The following is an 18,919-nucleotide window of genomic DNA, read 5'->3' on the forward strand; positions in this document are numbered from 1 at the left end:
TGTACATTTTTTTAACGTGATCCAAATCAACTAATCTCAACCTTTTCTTACAGTCTTAATCACGCTTTGAGAAAAGAAAAATCGAAGGCTATTGCTGGGGAATTGGAAGGCGAAACGGCAGCGCCGCCAGCGGAGGCGGTTATTAAGGTGTGGGGGTGAGGTCGGGATTGTTGGCTATTTCCTGCTGCCGGATTCGATCTCCTTAATACGGTGTATGCCTCGTCTGCTGGCGTGCAATCGAAACAGTTTCACCTTGGCCTGAGCCTGCTCCCGGGTCTCAATGATCAGGTAGATTGGCACCACTTGATGCACGTCCACCTTGCGCAGTTGCTGACTCTCCTGCTGCCAGATGGTTCGAATCTGGCTGGGCAGGAGTCGCAGTGGGCGGCTCAGGTTTAGTGTAAGATCATCGTGAAATTTATTCGACTGCTCGATGGCTTTGTGTTGGCGGAAAGAATACTGACGACGGTAGGACCAAGCGGCTTCGATACGAGAGGTCTCTGCCGAGGTCAGGGATTTTTTTAGGGTGGAAATCAAAACGTCGAGTTTTTTCCCTTTTGGGTGATAAAAACTCTCCTTAATATCCAAGCTCGGCTCTTTGTCACTGGCTTTATATAATCGATAGTGGTGTTGGTAGAAACGTGAATAAAATTTCTCAACCAGGTAGTTACGACCCAGCTCTTTTATTCGATCCTTGAAGATATAGGAGAATACCAGTGAGAAAAAAAATGGCGTGGTGAAGTTACCAAAGGCCCGCTGGGTGGCGAATGCGATGCCGGTGGCAAACGCCATGGCCATCGCCGCCGAGAAGCCAAAAATCAGCTGCTCTGCCATCTGGGTACCTTTGAGTAAGCGTCGCTGCAGCTGATAAGGCCGATCGATGATGCGCTGGCACAGCCCGAGTTTTTCCAGCATCTTTTCCCGTCCCGCTTCCTGCTCGTGTCCCAGGCGAATCCCTTGCCGCCGGGCGTAATGTTCCAGTAGCAGCAGGTAACGACGAACTTGACGGGTTTGACTGCAGCGACCGCCATGGCGTTCACGCAGCAGGGCCTGGTTGAACTGAAAAACAATCAGTTGCCGGGCCAGTTTGTACAGCTTGCGCTGCTTGGGGGCGGTCAGGCTTCGGTCCAGGCGCAGAAATCGGCACAGCGGGCTGCGCAGCGCCAGCAGTTGATCCCCTTGAGCCTGCTCAAACTGATGCAGCAGCCCATTGACCAGATCCGCCAACATCCGCTTGAACTGGCGCTCTTTCATGGCGTGACCACCATGCAGCAATTGGCAGTAACGCTTCAGGTCGCCGGGCTGGGGTTGTCCCGGTGAGCTGAGTCGTTGTTGCTGCAGTAAATTTTGATAAAAACGGGTGGCACTGAGGCTGTCTTCATCGCTGACCATGGCCGACGGCAGCAGCAGGTGCAACTTCCACTCGGTGCTGCTCGGTTTCTGAGTCAGTCCGATCTGAAATTGCAGGTGATACTTGTCGGCAATGGACAGCGAAATCATAGTCTTACCAGCTGGTATAGGGGGTTTTCATCAGCATGGAGTTGTAATAACGCACGTCTCCGGTGACCTCCTGCGCCAGCCAAGTCGGCTTGTGTACCTGTTGCTGCTCCGATTCCAGTTCGACCTCGGCGACGGTCAGTCCCTGGTTTTCGCCATAAAATTCATCCACTTCAAAGGTGTGGCCCTGGTGGCTGACCAGGTAGCGGGTCTTGTCGATCACCCCGGGCTCACAGATTTTCAGCAGCGCCTGCGCGTCTTCCAGGGCGATCTCTTTTTCCCATTCAAACCGGGAGGCACCACTTTCGCTGCCGATCCCTTTGATGGTCAGGATGCCCTTGTCCCCCTTGATGCGGACGCGGACGGTGCGTTCCGGGGCACTGCTCAGGTAGCCCTGGACAATGCGGGTCTGTTTGTGTGAGTCCGCCTTGAACGAGTCGTCGTTCACCAGGTACTTGCGTTCAATTTCCAAAGTCATGTCTGCGGTTCCTCTTAGTTTGCCAGCGGCTTGTTGGTCATGCCGATCACCCGCTTGATGGCTTGCAGGTAGTTGATGTTCTCGACCCCTTCCAGGCCCACATCGCTGATGGTTTTCTGAATGTCTTCCAGTTCGGTGGACTCGGAGTTGATGCTGACAATTTTTGCCCCGTTGACCAAGACATTGGCGACTTCACAGATGCTGTTGTTGACCATGTAGCCGAAGCGTTCTTTGTTGATGCGGACCGACTGCAGATCCGGGTGAGCGTCGATCAGGGCAAGGAATGCCTGCAGATCATACTGTTGCGCTTCCAGAGCGGGCATTTCAACCATAAAGGCCGGGAAGATCTCCTGTTCCAGTTGCTGTTTGGACACCGGGAATTCCGCCTTCAGTTTAGGATCCCACTGCTCCAGACCGTCGACGGCCTGGACGAAGGTTTTGATGTCCATCTTGCCATCACGAATCTTGGTGTTGTTCAGGTCGTTGGTGCTGGACACGATGTAAATCTCTTCACTGTGGCGACACCACACTTTTTCCGGTACCGGAACCGACAGGCGCGCCATCCGCTCATGGGCCGCTTCGAAGCTTTGTCCGAAGGTACGGAATTCAAAACGAGGTTTGGAGATCTCACCGATTTTCAGTTCAGCCATGGGGCAATCCTTTTTGAGTCATTCTGTGATTATTGTTTCGCCATTTATGCTATGCCGGTCACCACGCCTGTGATGTGATCGCGATCAATTTTGCTCCAATTAGTTTTTATCTAATCTTACATTCTATATTGGCGCAATGGTCAGTGTTGGTTGTTTTTGTGGTTGTTAATCAATGGTTTGTGAGCTTGTTGGTGTTTGTTTTTGTCGGTTTGGCTTCAGATTAAAAAAGCACTAATTGTGTTTATTGATGATCTGGATCTAGGTTTTTTGCAAAGTGAATGGTTACTTTGTCCCCATCAAATGGATGGATAGGCAAAATAATAATGAACAGTGAAAAAGTGCTTAGGGACGACCCGCTCGACATGAGTCAGTACCGGATGGAACATCTGCCGGTGCGGGTTAAGTCCACCTTCGAACAGTGGTTGGAACGGTCGGGGCTGGCGATTGCCGCGGCGGTATTCGGCATTCTGATGCTGGGCGACGTGCCGGCCTTTCTGCAGAACATCGATGTGCAGATGTTGGGAAAAACCGCGGCCGGTCATTTTGCCAATGTGGGCGCCGACCAGTTCAGTCTGCACGGTGTGGCGATGCTGGCCATATTTTGCGGTGCAGTGATTCTGTGGATCACCGAAGCATTGCCTAACTATCTGACCTCACTGATTGTCATTATTTTGATGGTGCTGACCGGGGTGCTGCCGGAACGCACCGCCTACGCGCAGTTGGGCCACCCGATCATGTGGCTGAATATTCTGTCGTTCATTCTGGCTTCGATGCTGGTGAGCAGTGGCGCCGCCAAGCGCTTTGCCTTGTGGTTTATCTGCCGCTTCGGCACCAGTGCCACTCCGATTTTCTACAGTTTCATGGTCATTAACCTGGTGCTGTCGGCGTTCATCTCGGCGACTACCGCCAAGGCGGCGATCCTGATGCCAATCTTTATGGTGATTGCCGCGGTGTACGGCGCCCGCGGTGGTGACAACAAAAACAACTTTGGCCGCAACCTGGTGCTGCAGAACCTGTTGCAGATTAACTTGTGTGCCGGTGCCTTTGTGACCGGGTCCGGCGCCAACCTGCTGGCGGCCAGCCTGATCGCCGGTGCCATCGGCGGCAACTTCTTCTTCGGTGACTGGATGGTGGTGGCCTTTCCCATCGTGGTGTGCATGATCGTCATCGGCTGGCTGCTGGCGACCCGAGTGTATTTCCCGCTGTCGCCGGAAGAGCGGTTGCCACAGATCGAAGGCGGCATGCAGCGGTTGCAGCAAGAACTCAAGGCCATGGGGCCAGTCAGTCGGCTGGAGGTTCGCTCGATACTGATTTTTGTCACCATCCTGTTTTTCTGGGCGACGGATCGCTATCACGGTGTCAGCGCCACCGCGGTAGCCTTCATCGGTGCCATCGTGGCGTTGTCGCCACGCATCGGCGTGGTGAACTGGAATCAGGTGGACATTCCCTGGCACCTGCTGATGTTTTCTGCCGGCGCTTACACCCTGGGAGCCGGCTTTAAGCAAACCGATCTGCCCAACCTGGTGGTGAACGCCGGGCTGGAGCACTTCGGGTTGGATGCCAGCACGCCGTTCTGGGTATTTTATGTGGCGTTAACCGGTTGTATGTTGCTGAGCTCGTTGGTGTTTCAATCCAAAACCATGCGTACCATGCTGTTTGTGCCCATCGCCATCGGGGTGGCACAGCGGTTTGGCTACCCGGTGATGAGCCTGGCGTTGCCGGTGGCGCTGCTGATTGAGCACGTGTACGTATTGCCCTTTAACAGCAAACCGGCGCTGTTGCTGTACTCCACCGATCACTACAGCCTGTCGGACACCTTTAAATTTGGCTTTACCATGCTGATGATCGGCTGGGCAACCAGCATTCTGTTGGGAGAAACCTGGTTCAAGTGGTTAGGCTACACCCCCAATGGTGTTTTCTGGTAATCTCGGAGCAACTTACCTCTACATTGTGGCGACAGAGTGACCAACAAAAGCAGTGGCGATATTCGCAGTAAATTGGCCTTGCTTCAGCTTGCCAAGGAGCTGGGAAGCATCAGTCGTGCCTGTGACATCATGGGTTACAGCCGCGACAGCTATTACCGCTTTAAGCGGCAGTACGAAAGTGCCGGTGAACAAGGGTTGCGTAATCTGTCGCGCAAGAAGCCGGCGATCAAGAACCGAGTGTCGCCGGAGGTGGAATCCCAGGTGATTGAGATTGCACTGGACTACCCCAACTATGGTCAGGCCCGGGCGGCGGAATTGCTGACGGCCCGTGGCTGCACCATCTCTCCCAGTGGTGTTCGCGCCATCTGGGTTCGGCACAACCTGGAGACCAAGCAAAACCGGTTGCTGGCGTTGCAAAGCGCCCTCAATCAGCGGCAGGAGTTGGAAGGCGAGTCCCGTCGTCAGGTGGAGCACCTGTATGAGATTAAGCAGGATCAGATGGGACTGGAGTGCCGATACCCCGGCGATGTTTGCGTTCAGGATACCTTTAAGCTGGGCAACGTTGGCGGGTTGGGAACCCTGTATCAACACACTTTCCTTGATGCTTACAGCCAGTTTGCCCATGCCTGGGTCAGCGACAGCAACGACGCCAGCCATGCCCGTGATTTTCTGCTGCGCCAGGTGGCGCCCTGGTACCAGCAGCAGCGGTTGCCGATTACTAACCTGTTGACCGACAAAGGCGCGGAATTTTTTGGCAGTAAAAGCCAGCCGTTTCAGCAGGCGATCGCCGAACTTGGTTGTCATCATATCCACATGCGAGCCTATAACGGCCCGGTGGTGAACGGCCTGGGTGCCCGGTTTCACACCCTGGTCTGGAATGAGTTTTATGAGCCGCTGTTTAAAGCCCAGCGGCTCGATCACCTCGATAGCCTGCAACAGCAACTGCAGGAGTGGCTGGCCAGATACAATCAGCAGTTCGCCATTGCCGGCCGTTACACCCTGGGCAAGACGCCGTCAGAGACCCTGACGGTGGCCCGGCACCTGATCCCCGAGGTCTGACGCCGGGGCACTACACCGCGGTGTACCACGGCTCGGTGGGGAACAGTTCGATCTCTTCGATGTCACTGATTCCGGCGAGTCGCTGGGGCAGATCCAGCCGATTGAGGCCCGGGTTGCTGTAAGTACTGAAATAGAAGTAGCAGTTCTGATGATCCCGTATGGTGCAGAACTGGCTGAAGTCATTCAGGTTTTTCGGTGGGTCCAGCAACAGCTTGTCCACCGGCGCCGCATCCCGTCCCAGGCTGGTGTTTTCCAGCACCGACCCCATCGGCACCCACATGGTTTGCAATACCTTGAACATCTGCATGATCCGCAGCTGATAACTCAGGTGTGCGGGTTCGTCCGGGTTGATGCTGGCTCCGGCCTGACGCATTTTGAAGGCGCGCACAAAGCGTGACTCCGGAGTGGCGTCGGCGGGCAACCCCTGCAGGCCGCTGCCGTTGGCCTGGTAAGCCTGACCCTGATCATCGAACTTCACCACATTGGTGCACGACAGGTGGGTATAGTGGTTGAGGTTATTCAACTGCCAGGGGTAGGAGGGCTGGTTGGTCATGACGCCGTGGTGATTACGATACAGCTGGGTCTCGCCGTTGAGACACTCGATGATCAGTGCGTTGCCCGCCTGGTCGGTGAACGCCATGTGCAGCGGCAGAATCTGTTCCAGTACGCCGGGCAGCGGGTTGATCACCGCCAGCGGGCCGTCAGGACCGAAGTCGCGCTCAATCTCATCCACGCTGGCGTAATGCCGCAATACAAAGCCCACCAGCTGGTTGTAGGGCACGCCGGCCCGGGTGTCGCTGACCGCTTCATAGTGTGAGCCCACCATATACAGGGCCGAGCCACTGAGGCCGACTTCATTGAGACCGTCGTAAAAGGTGTTCTGGGCCAGCGCTTTAAACTTGCCTTTGAGGGCCTGCGTCATCCACGGGGTGACCGGGTAGTCCTGCAGATTGTCTGAGGCCCGCACCGAGGCAAAACCGTAGCGCTTGCCGGTGGACGCCTGAGGCCCGTCGACAAACAGTTCCGCCTGTTTGGGCACCAATTGCAGGGTGGTGGGGATTACAAAGGGAAAGTCGTGGCAGCGGCCAGACAGGCGCGGGTTGTCGTTGCTGATGCTGCCCTGGGGGGCCAGAGTCAGATGGGTGCACATGGGTAAAGGTCCTTTTTGATGTGCCAATGGACCTTTTAAGCTACAAAAAAGGGGTGTTTGACGACACCCCTTTCAACTAGCATAAACTGAGTTATTTCAGCTCTTTGCCCAGTACGTAATGCTCAAACCAGGCCAGATCCCAGCTCATCTTGGTTTTGCGATGAGACATCTTGCTCAGGCCATGGCCTTCGCCAGGGTAGATCACCAGTTCGGTGGGCACGTCCAGATAGTGGCGCAGGGTGCGGTACAGCCCCTTGGCGTGCGGCGCCGGAACCCGGGGGTCATTTTCGCCCATGTGGATCAGGGTCGGGGTGGTGATGCTGCCGGCGTGGGTCAGGCTGGAACCGTGAGTGTAGGCCTCCGGCTTTTCCCATGGCAGGCCCTCCATGTAGTTGAGGACGTGGCCCGGGGTGTCTTCCAGCAGCCATTGCAGGCGCTGATCAAACACACCGGCACCGGAACTGGCCGCCTTGTAACGGGTGGTGGTGCTGATCAGAGCGTTGGTGAGGTAGCCACCGTTGCTCCACCCCATCACGGCCAGCTTGTCGGCATCGGCAATGCCCTCTTTGATCAGCGCATCGACGCCCGCTTCGATGTCCTTCACTTCGATGTCGTGTTCGTGGCCAACCAGTTCCACCAGGAACTTATCACCGTAGCCAGTGGAGCCGCGGTAGTTGGGGGACAGCAAGGCCCAGCCCTTGGCCGCGAAACTGGCACGGCCATAGGAGCGGTGCTGCAGGGCGTACGGGGTGGCGGCGGTGGGACCACCGTGAATCTGTACTACCAGCGGCAGCGGGCCATCGGATTTCTTATAGCCTGGGGGCAGTTCCAGCATCCCTTCTACCTGACTGCCATCCGGTGCCGTCCACTGGAAGCGGCTGATCTGAGGCAGTTTCCAGTTATCGGTTTGCGGGTTGATGTTGGTAATGCGGTGCGGCGTTTTGCCCACTTTGCCTTGATACAGATCGTAGAAGTGATCCAGGCTATTGTGGCTCATGACCATCGTTTTTCCGCGGCCATCGAAGGCGTAGCTGCCGACCACATAGTCGCCGTCGGTCAGGGTACGGGTGCGACCCTGTTTGCCGTCATCGATGTCGGTGCAGAAGATCTTGACCGAACCCTGCTCGGCGCCGCGGTAACACAGCTCGTCGCTGTTGGGGCGCCAGAGGCTGTCGGAGCCGTTGAGGGTGGCTTTGCCCGGGCGTTCGAGGTCCAGTTGCCACTGTACCTGATTGTCGTCGCCAATGGCCGCCACAAACAGTTGACCGGGATGGCCGTCGTAATCGATGCGCCAGGCCAGCTTGTTGCCATCCGGGCTCCACTTAGGGTGCATCAACCAGCCGTATGGGGAAGGGGCCTGCTCACGCCAGGCGCTGTCTTCCAGCACCGTATTGGTGTCGGACTCGATGTCATACACTTCGACGTGAGACCAGCCTTCCAGGAAGATCAACTCGTTATCTGTGGTCGTGACCCGTGCCAGACGTTTGCCGTCGAGGCTGACGTCGAAGTCCCAGACCACTTTGTCGTCATCCAGCAGCAGCTCGGTACGGAAATTCTGCAGATTGAGGCTGTAGATGGGATTGACGTCGACACTGCCATGGCCATAGTTGGGGCCCTTGTTGGCGCTGCGTTGAGCGGTGAACGCGTCTTGCTCGGTGTGGCTGCGGCTGGTGCTGAACCACAGGCTGTCCTGACCGAGTTCGAAGTGCTTCACTCCTTGCTCTTCCCGGGTCAGGGGAACGGCATCGCCGCCGCTCAGCGGCATGCGGAAGATCTGGCTCTTACCATTGTAGGGCGGCTGTTTGCCTTCGCCGCGTTTTTCTGCCCGCAGGAAGTACAGGTACTTGCCGTCGCTGTCGAGGCGAGGCTGAGACTCCTTGTCGGGGCTGAAGGTCAGGCGCTCCGGTTTTTGCTGGCCCAGCTTGACGCGCCACAGATCGTTCAGGCTCTTATCGGCGGCCTCATCCCAGTAACTCTGTACCCAGACGGCCTGCTCGCCATCGGCGCTCAACTGGACCTGGCTCATGCCCTGAATGGAGAAAAAATCATTGGGAGTGATGTCGTGGGTGCGCTCGGCCAGAGCCGGGTGTGCTGCGAGGGCAGCCGCAATTGCTGCGGGGAGCCAAGCTGTCTTCATGGGGTTATGTCCTTGTTGTGATTATTGGCATTGAGCTTACCCAATTCTCACAACTCAGAGTAGAGCTAATAACGGGATTTGTGCTTTTTGGCGGCTGGTATAACCACAAAGGGAAAGGTGGCAGGCCGGTCGAGGGAAACCGACCCACCAATAATCGATCACTGCCCGATCATCCGTTCAGGATCACCGAGGTACCCGGCGGTGACCGGGATGGCATTGGCGCAAAGGTTCAAGATTCGGACCAGGCCACGGAGGCGGTACAGTGAAGGGTCCGAAAGCGACCGCGCGGTCGCAAAAAAAGGCGCGAATTCATCCGTGTTCATCCTTGATGAGGTCATAAGCCGTGGGGCGGAGCAGTCAGGGATGTTCAGGTCGCAGATATCCTGTCTGTCGACCCGTCTGACAGCGCAGCGAATGGTACCAAATAAAATCAAAAAAGCTATAAAAAATAGATAGATGCGAGGATTTCTATGAATTGTTTCAGTGATTTTTCTTTAGATTTCATCCGCTTGAGTGTTGTTCGCGCGCAGTATGTGAAAGTTGCTGAAATATATGAATTTTATTCAGCTTTTGACGGTGAGTCTGGGGTCCGCTGACGTCGGCGTCGATTGGCACGCATGGGCGGCTTGGCGGGTACCGGGCGGCGATTGTCCCGCAGGTGCTGCAGGGCTTCCAATGGGTGGCGCAGCAGCATTCTCGGGCCAGCGTAGCGCATCATGATGCGGGCCTGTTGTCTGGGCTCCGGCTTATAGCAGTGGATGGGACACTTGCCACAGGTGGGTTTGCTGTCGCCATAGGGGCAGCGGTCGAGCTTGGTTTCGGCGTAATCCAGCAGAGCCTGGCATTGGTCGCACAGGCCCTGTGGGTTGCGTTGGCCGTGGCAATTGGCCCGGCAATAGATCTGGGCCATGTGGCCCATGGTGCGGTATTCATTGGCCAGGCGGCCTTGCAAAATGCGGCTTTTCATAAATAACCCAGTTATTGGCTCAGGTATGGTGGTATCTTAACGGGTATTGAGAATCTATCTATGCAGCGCCGCCGCATTTGCGAACCGGATCAAAGGTGCAGCACTTTGTCGCTGTGCAGTGTCCAATGGCTCAGTTCAACCAGAGTTCCGATCTGGACGCCCTCGATGAGTCTGTCCTCGGTCAGGCCCCGGGCTTCGGCGCAGGTTTTACACAGGCTCACCGGCACGCCCTGAGCCAGCAACAGTTCGATCATCTGGCCAATGTGGTAGCTGAGATCCGGGGTCTGTTGGCCACTTAGGGCCGCGACCACGGCATCGGACATCAGAAACACCCGTTGGCTGAGTGGCTGATCGCCGTGCTCCTGCATCGCCAGGGCGATGCGCAGGGCGTTGTAGAGCTTTTCGCTGCCGTAAGGACTGTCGTGGGCCACCATCAGAATGGATGTCATAGGGGTCTCCTGGTAAAGGGCCGGCAAAGGCGGAAATGAGCGTTGGATCAAGGAGAAAGATTGTGCTGAATTTGTCTGCGGGAATCAATCAGGCGGTCGCCGGGCTGGCCCAGCCGGTTGAGCCGTCGCCGCTGCGCGAGCCGGTGTGGCTGGGGTGGAGTGAGGAGATGGCCCATACCCTTGGCTTGCCGGCCACCGCGACCACCGCCTTGCTGAAGCAGTGTAATGGTGAGGGGCCGTTTCGCTTAGCGCCGATGGCCCAGGTTTACTCCGGCCATCAGTTTGGCGGCTATACCCCAAGGTTGGGTGACGGTCGTGGCTGTCACCTGGGGGAGTTGCACGGCTACGAATTGTTCCTCAAAGGCAGTGGTCCGACGCCGTACTCCCGCGGTGGTGACGGTCGGGCGGTGATCCGCAGCGCCGTGCGAGAGTTTCTGGCCAGCGAGGCGTTGCACCACCTGGGGGTGGCCACGACCCGGGCGCTGGCGGTGCTGGGATCGGACACCCCGGTATGGCGGGAGCAGCAGGAGCGGGGGGCCATTACGGTGCGGGTTAGCCGCAGTCATTTGCGCTTCGGTCATTTTGAATACTTTAAGCACAGCGATCAGCCAAAGGTGCTGAGTGCCCTGATCGATTACACCCTGGAGCGGTACTTTCCCGATTGCCTGAGTGACGCCAAGCCGGTACAGGCGTGGTTTTTCGAGGTGGTGTCGCGGACCGCCGAGACCATTGCCGACTGGCAGGCGTTGGGCTTCGCCCACGGGGTGCTCAACAGCGACAACATGTCGATTCTGGGCGAGACCTTTGATTATGGTCCGTTCGCCTTTATGGATCGTTGCGATCCCGGTTTGGTGTGCAATCATTCCGATCACCACGGTCGTTACGCCTTCGATCAGCAGCCTGCCATCGGCTGGTGGAATCTGCAGCGGCTGGCATTGGCGCTCAGTGATCACCTGGATGCCGAGATGATGGCGGCGGCGCTGAGTCACTATCAGCAGCAACTGGTGGCCCGATACCTGTGGCGGATGGAAGCGCGATTGGGGGTGGTGTCCGAAGGGGAGATTCAGCCTCGATTGGATCTGGTGGCGGACTTGGTGGGGATGATGCGACGTCAGCAGGTGGACTTTCACCTTTGCTTGCGCAGCCTGTGCCGATTGGATCCCACTCAGGACGACAATGCGCTGGGGCTGTGGCTGGGACGGGACAGCCAGTGGTCAGACTGGCTGTGCCGCTACCGTGACCGGTTGGCGTTGACGGAGTTGCAACCCTGGCAGCGGCAGCGGGCTCAAGCCAACCCCAATGTGATTCTGCGCACCCACCTGGCCCAACAGGCCATCGAAGCCGCCGAAAACGGCGATGCCGCGCCACTGAATCAGTTGCATCAGGCCCTGCGACATCCCTATGATGAGCACCCGGATCACCCTCACTACACAGAGGCACCCCCTTCATGGGCGCAATCGATCACCCTCTCCTGCTCCAGCTGAGTGCACCTCGGTGGCAGGCCGACACCGGTCAACTGCTGTGGACCCTGGCGGCCGATGACGACACCCTGGCGCAGTTGGTCCCCTTGATGCTGGCCCGGCTCGACTGTCGCCTGCTGGAGCACAGCTGGGGGGCGGACCGTCACCTGTGGTTGCTGGAGTTTGAGGGGTGTCGACTGGCGCTGCAGTACGAAGCGCTGTGCGACACCCTGTGGTTGCAGGCCGAACGTGCCGGCGATCAGGAGGTGACCGAATACCTGGCACAACTTTGGACCTCATTATGACCCTCGCTCAATTTGATTTTCACTCCCTGAGTCCCGATTGCATCCTAGACGCGGTGGAGTCCGTCGGCTTGTATCCGGAAACCGGTTTGCTGCCACTGAACAGCTACGAGAACCGGGTGTACCAGTTTCGTGCCGACGACGGTCGTCGCTATGTGGTCAAGTTTTACCGGCCTCAGCGCTGGACCGAAGCGGCGATTCTGGAGGAGCACGCCTTTGCCCATGAGCTGGCTGCGGCGGAGGTACCGGTGGCGGCGCCGAAACGGATCGACGGCACCAGTTTGTTTGAGCACCAGGGGTACCGCTTTGCCCTGTGGGACAGCATCGGTGGCCGTGAGTTTGAGGTGGACAACCTCGAGCAGCTGGAACAGGTGGGGGTGTTTCTGGGGCGGATGCACAAGGTGGCTCAGGCGGGCCAGTTTGCCCACCGGGCGCCGCTGACGATCGACACCCATGGCCATCAGCCTCGGCAGGTGCTGCAGCAACAGGCGCAGCTGCCGTCGCACATCGAGACGGCGTTTTTTACCGTCCTCGATCAGGTGCTGGAGCGAGTGGCGCAGGCGCCGTGGCAGCGGGTACGCACTCAACGCCTGCATGGCGACATGCACCCCGGCAACATTTTGTGGACCCCGGACGGACCCGGCTTCGTCGATCTCGATGACGCCCGCACCGGCCCGGCGGTGCAGGATCTGTGGATGATGCTGGCGGGAGAGCGCAGCCATCAGCAGATGCAGCTGGACATTTTGCTGGAAGGGTATGAAACTTTTTGTGATTTCGACCACTCTGAATTACAGCTGGTTGAGCCGCTGCGGGCATTGAGGATGGTGCATTACCTCTCCTGGCTGACCTTGCGTTGGCAGGACCCCGCGTTTCCACGTAACTTCCCCTGGTTTGGCAGTGATCGCTTCTGGGAAGATCAGGTGCTGGCAATGAAAGAGCAACTGTCTGCCCTACAGGAGCCGGCGTTGTCGCTGTCTCCGGGGTTAAGTTTTTGAGTCTGTTGTGGCACAGTGAGCCGCAGTTTTTGAGAATTGTTTAGAGAAGGCACTATGAAAAAATTACTCGCGATTGCGTTTACCCTGATGTTGGCGCCGCTGGCCCTGGCGGCCCAATTTGAGGAAGGCACGCACTACAAAGTCGTCAGTCAGGCGCCGGTTCAGGGGCAGCCTCGGGTGACTGAGTTTTTCTCCTTCTACTGCCCCCACTGCTACACCTTTGAAAAAGTGCACCTGCCCAACCTGAAAAAGAGCCTGGACAGTGGCATCAAGTTTGAGCAGAAGCACGTCGACTTCATTGGCGGTCCCATGGGGATCGAGATGACCAAGGCGCTGGCGGTAATGCAGACCATGAAGGTGTCCGAGCAGGTGAAGAAGCCGCTGTTTTCCGCCATTCATGACAACGGCGTTAAGTTCAGCACCGGTAGTGACGTCAAGCAGCTGTTTGTGGATCAGGGCGTTGATGGCGAGAAGTACGACAAAGCCATCAACAGCTTTATGGTGAACTCTAAGGTCAAGAGCTGGAAGAAAGAGCAGATCAGCAGCGGTATCCGCGGTGTGCCGGCGATCATCGTCAACGGCAAGTATCAGGTGGAGATGGGCGGGCTGGAAAGCGCCGAGCAACTGTCTGAGTTGATCAACTACCTGGCCAAAAAACAGGACTGAGTGCTGCATCAGGCCACCTAGGGGAACCGCTCGGTTCCCCTTTTTGTTACACGATGTTTTTGTATATTGAATGCAATTTATGTTAATAAAAAAAGATCGGTGCAACACCGATCAAAAGCGAGCGTGACTCCTGCCGCCTCTCAGCCCCATACCCCTCGAGACGGCGGAACTAACCGTCATGACTCGCGGTTAGGAACACTGCCAAATCACAGTAACAAGTTTGCAACATGATGCCAAATGACGGGGTGTCAAAAATTCACTACGGAAAGCTTTGGGATAATCTAATATCAGTAGGTTGTATTGCGAGCAAAACTAAATACAATTGCCGCGGTCTGATAGTGTGCATCAGCCAGAATAAAACAAGGAATTTTGTCGGTGAGAATTTTCCCAATCTACGCGCCAAGGATGATCGCGAAACACGCCAGAGTCTTTAGGGATGGGGTGGTGCTGGTTAAGCACGTAGGTCGACTGGAGTTTAAAGCCGGGCGATTCATCATGCCCGTTCGTTCGTTGCCCAAGGTCCGTGAGGTGATCAACGAACTCAATGATCTGCTGCAGCCGGACGCCGCAGCAGCGACCTGATACTGGCCTGATTCCTCAGGCCGGTCAGTCTTATGCTAACTCGCTCAGGCCTGGTGTCGGCGGCTCAGCTTCCGCATCGGCCTGAGACAGTTTGTTCAACAGCCCTTCCGCTTTGCTGTTCCAGGCAGCCAGTTGCTGTTCCAGCTCCTGAGTGCGTTGCTCCAGTTGCTGGTTGCGCAGTTCCAGTTCCTGGGCGCGTGTCCGCTCCTCTTCCAACTCCATTTGCTGAAGTTCGATGGTCTCCAGCGCATTTTGTACGCGAGACTCCAGTTTATCTAACAGTTCTAAGCTCATACGACAGTTACTACTTAATTTTGGACAGAAAGCGATTCTATCAGTGCCTGCGGCTGTGATCACGGTATTTTGCCTGAGGGATTGCCAATCTTTCGGCTCCGTGCTGGAGGGGGGGCGCGCAAGGAGGAAAAAGGGCCGGCTTCCTAGCAAAGCCGGGGTCCTTGGGTGAGATAACCAACGCTTACCAGAGCCAGGCTCTGGCGCAGGGAGGCCCATGGCCACCCGATGATGAGAGGTGGCCATGGGACCGCGTTGAGGTTCCCCGGCGACGATCCGCGGGGAGCCGGGGGGTTACTTGCGTTTCAGGTCCGGGTATTTGAACTCGTGGCAGTTGTTGCAGTAGACCTCGGTCTTCTTGTGCTGAGCGTGGCAGTAGACACAGCTCAGATCCTGGCCATAGTGCAGGCTGTCGTGAGGGTTCGGCTCGTAGTCGGCGCCGTGACCCGGACGGGCCGTCTGCTGGGCCAACTCCTCTTTGCTGCCGTGGCAGGTCAGGCAGTTGTCCTCTGACGGAATGGTGTAGGGCTTGCTGTCACCGTGACAGGTGGAGCACTCGACGTTGCCCTGTTCGTCGGTAAAAATCTCTTTGTGATACGACTTCAGTGGCATCTTGGCGGCCAGGGCCGGAACGGACAGGCTCACGCCGGCGGCGATGAAGGCGGCAATAAGTGCGTTGCGAGTAGACATGCTGTCTCCTGAATTCAAAAGGGCGTTGGCTTAAGCCTGCTTGAGGGAAATGGCGGACGCCGCTGCGGCGCTGCGAGCCGCATTGCGGCCGGTTACCACCCCTTCGGCCACCGCACAGGCGCCCAGGCGAGAGGCGCCGTGGATGCCGCCGGTGGCTTCCCCTGCCGCGTACAGGCCGGCAATGGGTTTATCGGACACCAGGTGCAGCACCTCAGACTGGGTGTTCACTCGAACGCCGCCCATGCAGTAGTGCACTTTTGGCCACATCCGCACCGCGTACCACGGCCCTTCCGTCAGCTCAAAGGCCTGCATCAGCGGCCGCCCGAACTGTTGGTCTTCTCCGTCGCGCACAAACTGGTTCCACTGTGCCACCTGGGCCTTCAGCTTGTCGGCCGGTATGCCGTACTCGTTGGCCAGTTGCTCCAGGGTGTCGGCTTTCTTGATGACGTCGTACTTCATGCCCCAGGCCAGGGTTTGCGCCTTGGCGGCCCCCTTGGCGTTGGTCAGGCCGATGGGGTACACCGGTTTGCCCTGCTCATCGCGGCGGGTCATGATGGCGTCGGCCCGGGCCTTACGGTCCGCCAGTTCATTGAAGAAGCGTTCACCGGTGCGGGCGTCGACCACGATGCCGTTCTGGTAGGTGGCGGCGGTGTTGAACTGCGAGGCGGTGCCGAAGCCTTTCTCATCGGGAGAAGACCAGGGACCCAATTGAATCTGGTCCAGGTGGATGGGGTTGGCACCGATCAGCATCATCTGCTTCAGGGCGCCGGCGGTGGCACCCGGATGGTTGGTGGAGTCCAGTTCCGAGGTCAGCTTAGGTTGCTGCATCTGACGGAAGTCGATATCGCGACCGAAGCCACCGGTGGCCATGATGACCCCTTTGCGGGCGCCCAGGGTGCGCATCGAGCCGGTCCGCTCTTTCGGGAAGAAATACTGGCTTTTGACGTTGACGCCGATAACGCGCTGGTCGTCATCCTGAATGAAAGACTCCAGCTTGGTTTGCTTGTACATGGTGACGCCGATCTTCTCTGCCGCCTTGATCAGCGGACGGATGATGCCGGCACCGGAGCTTTCGCGGGTCTGCAGGACGCGGGGCACGGAGTGGCCGCCGAAGTGCTGAACGAAAGGCTTCCAGACGGTGCCGTAGCTTTCCAGCCACTTGGCCGACTCTGAAGTACCGTTGCATACCAGTTTCAGCATGTTGACGTCGTTCATGCCCCGGCCGGATTTCAGCATGTCGCTGACCATCAACTCGATGCTGTCGTTGACGCCCTCTTTGGCCTGCAGTTCTGAGCCTGCCACCGCCATGGCACCACCGTTGATGGTGGAGTTGCCGCCAAACACCGGCATCTTATCGATTACCAGCACCTTGGCGCCCTCTTCGGCGGCTTGTACCGCCGCCGACATGCCGGCAAAGCCGGAGCCGACCACGATGATGTCGAACACTTCGTCGAACTGTTGAGGGGCGGGTGTGCAGCTTGCTTTGGCCTGAGCCTGGCCGGTCACCATCATGGTGCCCATGCCGGCCGCCAGCGCGGCGCCTTTTTTCAGTAACGCCCGACGGGACGCCACCATGTTGTTGTTGTTGGTCATCTTAATCTCCAGTGCACCTTGGCATTGATATGCCAGAGTCAGTGCGAAGGTCGTGCCAGTTAGGGTTTTTCAGGGAAAAAGGAGGGGATTTATGATCGGCCCCACACGAGCACGACATTTCGGGGAATGGGGTTACGGTATTTAGTAGGGGTTACGAATGCTGGTGCTCGTCTGGCTGGTTGGGATCGCGACATGAGGGGATAAAAGCGAAAGTTTGTTTTGTTGGCGTGGTACGGGTGTGGCATTTGGGGTGTTTCTACGAAATAACGTAAAAAGCCGGCGCTGAGGCCGGCTTTTGCGAGAGTCGGAGTGACTTAGTAGGCTTTTACAAATTCAGTAGAGGCCTTGAAGTCCGGAGTGTAAGGGCGGTCTTTGTCCACGAACTTAACCAGTTTGCGGTATTCCTTGTACATCTTACCGGTCTCTTTACCCAGCTTCAGCTTAGGGTTGTCCAGCTTGCGCAGGTCGATGGCCTGAGCGGAGTGGAACAGTTCCAGACCGAAGATGGTGCTGAGGTTGTCGGAGATCTGAATCAGGTTGTCGGAAGCCAGCTTCAGGTTGGTGAAGGTGTCTTCGATGTTACCGGCGATGGCCACACCCTCGAAGCTGACTGGCTGAGCCAGTTGCTTGTTGCGAACGTGCAGGTCAACGTAAGCTTTCTGAATGGCACCGAAGGCGTGACCCATGTTGCCTGGCGCAGTCAGGAAGCGCGGCAGGTGAGTGAAGTGGTCATCGGACAAACGGGTAGAGCGCATCACGGAGTTGTGAGACACCTGAGTCATTGCCACGCTCAACTGCTGTACCGCCATGGCCACCGGCAGTGGGTTGAAGTTGGTGGTCGGGAATACGCCGCCTTTGCCGTCGATCAGGTACTTGGCAACCTGAGGCTTGTTGACGTATTTCTTACCTGGGTTGAGTACGACCGCCGGGTTGTCGTCGGAGGCGTTGATCTGAATCTTCAGCATCGCTTCCAGCTCGTCCGCCGCTTTTTCAGCCATGGCGAAGGTGTAGCCGGAGGTACGGAAAGACAGCGGATCCTGCAGTGGACGGGTGTCGTTCAGATCCCACAGGTAGGAGCCATCCAGCTTGCTGAGGATGGTGTCTGAGGTCGCCTGAACGTAAGGGAACGGACGCACGCCATTGGTTTGTGGCAGGAATGGCGCCACGTTGCCGTTCAGACCTTCCAGGGACAGGCCAAACAGGGTTGGGGCCACTTCCAGAACCTGCTCGGCGTCTTTCAGACCCTGCATGGCGTAAGCGGTGGCGAAGGAGTTGTTGGACAGGATGGACAGTGCGTCTTTGCCGATGGGGTCCAGCGGCTTGATGCCGGCTTTCTTCATCGCCTTGGAAGAGCTCATGCGCTCACCCTTGTAGAACACTTCCCACTCGCCCAGCATTGCCAGACCCACGTGGGACGCCAGCAGGATGTCGGCTTCGCCTACGGTACCCTTGGATGGGATAACCGGCACGATGTCGTTGTTCAGGTAAGCTTCGTACAGATCCGCGACCTGAGGTTGTACGCCGGTTTGACCGTGCAGCAGGGTGTTCAGGCGCACCGCCATACCCAGACGAACCATTTCGGCAGGCATCGGCTCACCCACGCCGGCGCTGTGAGCGCGCAGGGCGTTGATCTGGAACTCTTTGGATGCCTTCAGGGCTTCCTTGGTCATTTCACCGCTGGCATCAAACAGCTTGTGGTCCTTGTTCAGGCCCACACCCACGGTCAGACCGTAGACCGGCTTGCCCAGGCGTGCTGCGGTCATCAGGGTGTCGTACGCCTTGTCCAGACGCTTTTCTGCTTTGTTGGCAATATCCACATCGGCGTCGCCAGCCGCAATGGCCCAGGCTTGGTCGATGGTCATGTCAAAACCGTTCAGAGTGATGGTGTCTTTGGCCAATGCCGAACCTGCGGTCAGGCTCAGGGCCAGTGCAACAGCAACTTTACTTGTTACAGCTTTCACTATGCTTTCTCCAGCTTTTGTATTGTTAGTCTGCGTAAGACAAACAGGGATTCCCATTCATCGATGA

At 57.3% G+C, this 18,919-nt stretch carries 18 protein-coding genes; 7 read left to right on the forward strand and 11 right to left on the reverse strand.

Translation table 11 applies throughout. From position 1 onward, the window contains the following. Positions 1 to 174 precede the first annotated feature (174 nt). The 3 genes from H598_RS0101040 to H598_RS0101050 are packed head-to-tail and all read right to left on the reverse strand — an operon-like array spanning position 175 to position 2,625. Positions 175 to 1,500, reverse strand: a complete 1,326-nt coding sequence (locus H598_RS0101040; RefSeq protein WP_028111336.1) for a hypothetical protein — start codon at positions 1,498 to 1,500, stop codon at positions 175 to 177. A gap of 4 nt (positions 1,501 to 1,504) precedes the next feature. Further along, positions 1,505 to 1,975 carry a CYTH domain-containing protein gene (locus tag H598_RS0101045; RefSeq protein ID WP_028111337.1) on the reverse strand — a complete coding sequence of 157 codons (471 nt, stop codon included), beginning with the start codon at positions 1,973 to 1,975 and terminating at the stop codon, positions 1,505 to 1,507. A 14-nt stretch (positions 1,976 to 1,989) separates the two neighbouring features. After that, positions 1,990 to 2,625, reverse strand: a complete 636-nt coding sequence (locus tag H598_RS0101050; protein ID WP_028111338.1) for a hypothetical protein — start codon at positions 2,623 to 2,625, stop codon at positions 1,990 to 1,992. Between the two features lie 323 nt (positions 2,626 to 2,948). Between H598_RS0101050 and H598_RS0101055 the strand changes: the two genes are divergently transcribed. After that, positions 2,949 to 4,550, forward strand: a complete 1,602-nt coding sequence (locus H598_RS0101055) for an SLC13 family permease (RefSeq protein ID WP_028111339.1) — start codon at positions 2,949 to 2,951, stop codon at positions 4,548 to 4,550. 36 nt (positions 4,551 to 4,586) lie between these two features. Continuing rightward, the gene (locus tag H598_RS22960) at positions 4,587 to 5,609 is read left to right on the forward strand and encodes a helix-turn-helix domain-containing protein (protein ID WP_051252221.1); all 1,023 of its coding nucleotides are present in this window, start codon (positions 4,587 to 4,589) and stop codon (positions 5,607 to 5,609) included. A gap of 10 nt (positions 5,610 to 5,619) precedes the next feature. Here the strand turns inward: H598_RS22960 and H598_RS0101065 are convergent, their stop codons facing one another. From H598_RS0101065 to H598_RS0101085, 4 genes are all read right to left on the reverse strand, one after another. Then, positions 5,620 to 6,759: a linear amide C-N hydrolase gene (locus tag H598_RS0101065; protein ID WP_028111340.1), complete on the reverse strand. Its 1,140-nt coding sequence runs from the start codon at positions 6,757 to 6,759 to the stop codon at positions 5,620 to 5,622. A 91-nt stretch (positions 6,760 to 6,850) separates the two neighbouring features. Further along, positions 6,851 to 8,896 carry a S9 family peptidase gene (locus H598_RS0101070; RefSeq protein WP_028111341.1) on the reverse strand — a complete coding sequence of 682 codons (2,046 nt, stop codon included), beginning with the start codon at positions 8,894 to 8,896 and terminating at the stop codon, positions 6,851 to 6,853. A 559-nt stretch (positions 8,897 to 9,455) separates the two neighbouring features. Beyond that, on the reverse strand, positions 9,456 to 9,863 hold the full coding sequence (locus H598_RS0101080; RefSeq protein WP_028111343.1) for a nitrous oxide-stimulated promoter family protein: 408 nt from the start codon (positions 9,861 to 9,863) through the stop codon (positions 9,456 to 9,458). Positions 9,864 to 9,952: 89 nt separating this feature from the next. Continuing rightward, positions 9,953 to 10,312: a DsrE/DsrF/TusD sulfur relay family protein gene (locus tag H598_RS0101085; protein WP_028111344.1), complete on the reverse strand. Its 360-nt coding sequence runs from the start codon at positions 10,310 to 10,312 to the stop codon at positions 9,953 to 9,955. A gap of 65 nt (positions 10,313 to 10,377) precedes the next feature. Here H598_RS0101085 and H598_RS0101090 point away from each other — a divergent pair, with 65 nt between their 5' ends. The 5 genes from H598_RS0101090 (at position 10,378) to H598_RS0101110 (ending at position 14,317) form a co-directional block, all read left to right on the forward strand. After that, positions 10,378 to 11,796, forward strand: a complete 1,419-nt coding sequence (locus H598_RS0101090) for a protein adenylyltransferase SelO (RefSeq protein ID WP_051252296.1) — start codon at positions 10,378 to 10,380, stop codon at positions 11,794 to 11,796. Then, positions 11,760 to 12,077 carry a DUF3630 family protein gene (locus tag H598_RS0101095; RefSeq protein WP_028111346.1) on the forward strand — a complete coding sequence of 106 codons (318 nt, stop codon included), beginning with the start codon at positions 11,760 to 11,762 and terminating at the stop codon, positions 12,075 to 12,077. The genes H598_RS0101090 and H598_RS0101095 overlap by 37 nt, the downstream gene beginning before the upstream one ends. Continuing rightward, positions 12,074 to 13,069 (forward strand): serine/threonine protein kinase, encoded by a 996-nt coding sequence (locus H598_RS0101100; RefSeq protein WP_035414905.1) that lies wholly within the window; start codon positions 12,074 to 12,076, stop codon positions 13,067 to 13,069. Before H598_RS0101095 ends, H598_RS0101100 begins: the two co-directional genes overlap by 4 nt. Positions 13,070 to 13,123: 54 nt before the next feature. Further along, on the forward strand, positions 13,124 to 13,735 hold the full coding sequence (locus H598_RS0101105) for a thiol:disulfide interchange protein DsbA/DsbL (protein WP_028111348.1): 612 nt from the start codon (positions 13,124 to 13,126) through the stop codon (positions 13,733 to 13,735). Between the two features lie 375 nt (positions 13,736 to 14,110). Then, entirely contained in the window at positions 14,111 to 14,317 is a 207-nt protein-coding gene (locus H598_RS0101110; protein WP_028111349.1) for a DUF1107 family protein, read from the forward strand. Positions 14,318 to 14,347: 30 nt separating this feature from the next. Here H598_RS0101110 and H598_RS22965 read toward each other — a convergent pair whose 3' ends face one another. From H598_RS22965 to H598_RS0101130, 4 genes are all read right to left on the reverse strand, one after another. Beyond that, on the reverse strand, positions 14,348 to 14,611 hold the full coding sequence (locus tag H598_RS22965; RefSeq protein ID WP_051252223.1) for a cell division protein ZapB: 264 nt from the start codon (positions 14,609 to 14,611) through the stop codon (positions 14,348 to 14,350). 291 nt (positions 14,612 to 14,902) lie between these two features. Continuing rightward, a complete protein-coding gene (locus H598_RS0101120) occupies positions 14,903 to 15,298 on the reverse strand; it encodes a cytochrome c3 family protein (RefSeq protein ID WP_035414907.1) in 396 nt (131 codons plus the stop codon). A 30-nt stretch (positions 15,299 to 15,328) separates the two neighbouring features. After that, positions 15,329 to 16,891 (reverse strand): flavocytochrome c, encoded by a 1,563-nt coding sequence (locus tag H598_RS0101125; RefSeq protein WP_028111351.1) that lies wholly within the window; start codon positions 16,889 to 16,891, stop codon positions 15,329 to 15,331. A gap of 314 nt (positions 16,892 to 17,205) precedes the next feature. Beyond that, positions 17,206 to 18,909: an HAL/PAL/TAL family ammonia-lyase gene (locus H598_RS0101130; protein WP_084144263.1), complete on the reverse strand. Its 1,704-nt coding sequence runs from the start codon at positions 18,907 to 18,909 to the stop codon at positions 17,206 to 17,208. Between the last annotated feature and the right edge of the window lie 10 nt (positions 18,910 to 18,919).

The organism is Ferrimonas kyonanensis DSM 18153 (assembly GCF_000425405.1).
GTDB lineage: Bacteria > Pseudomonadota > Gammaproteobacteria > Enterobacterales > Shewanellaceae > Ferrimonas > Ferrimonas kyonanensis.

Excerpts from the sequence above, each read along its gene's own strand:
- H598_RS0101040 (WP_028111336.1), bottom strand. The coding sequence starts at position 1,500 with ATGATTTCGCTGTCCATTGCCGACAAGTATCACCTGCAATTTCAGATC.
- H598_RS0101045 (WP_028111337.1), bottom strand. The coding sequence starts at position 1,975 with ATGACTTTGGAAATTGAACGCAAGTACCTGGTGAACGACGACTCGTTC.
- H598_RS0101050 (WP_028111338.1), bottom strand. The coding sequence starts at position 2,625 with ATGGCTGAACTGAAAATCGGTGAGATCTCCAAACCTCGTTTTGAATTC.
- H598_RS0101055 (WP_028111339.1), top strand. The coding sequence starts at position 2,949 with ATGAACAGTGAAAAAGTGCTTAGGGACGACCCGCTCGACATGAGTCAG.
- H598_RS0101065 (WP_028111340.1), bottom strand. The coding sequence starts at position 6,759 with ATGTGCACCCATCTGACTCTGGCCCCCCAGGGCAGCATCAGCAACGAC.
- H598_RS0101070 (WP_028111341.1), bottom strand. The coding sequence starts at position 8,896 with ATGAAGACAGCTTGGCTCCCCGCAGCAATTGCGGCTGCCCTCGCAGCA.
- H598_RS0101080 (WP_028111343.1), bottom strand. The coding sequence starts at position 9,863 with ATGAAAAGCCGCATTTTGCAAGGCCGCCTGGCCAATGAATACCGCACC.
- H598_RS0101085 (WP_028111344.1), bottom strand. The coding sequence starts at position 10,312 with ATGACATCCATTCTGATGGTGGCCCACGACAGTCCTTACGGCAGCGAA.
- H598_RS0101095 (WP_028111346.1), top strand. The coding sequence starts at position 11,760 with ATGGGCGCAATCGATCACCCTCTCCTGCTCCAGCTGAGTGCACCTCGG.
- H598_RS0101100 (WP_035414905.1), top strand. The coding sequence starts at position 12,074 with ATGACCCTCGCTCAATTTGATTTTCACTCCCTGAGTCCCGATTGCATC.
- H598_RS0101105 (WP_028111348.1), top strand. The coding sequence starts at position 13,124 with ATGAAAAAATTACTCGCGATTGCGTTTACCCTGATGTTGGCGCCGCTG.
- H598_RS22965 (WP_051252223.1), bottom strand. The coding sequence starts at position 14,611 with ATGAGCTTAGAACTGTTAGATAAACTGGAGTCTCGCGTACAAAATGCG.
- H598_RS0101120 (WP_035414907.1), bottom strand. The coding sequence starts at position 15,298 with ATGTCTACTCGCAACGCACTTATTGCCGCCTTCATCGCCGCCGGCGTG.
- H598_RS0101125 (WP_028111351.1), bottom strand. The coding sequence starts at position 16,891 with ATGACCAACAACAACAACATGGTGGCGTCCCGTCGGGCGTTACTGAAA.
- H598_RS0101130 (WP_084144263.1), bottom strand. The coding sequence starts at position 18,909 with ATGGGAATCCCTGTTTGTCTTACGCAGACTAACAATACAAAAGCTGGA.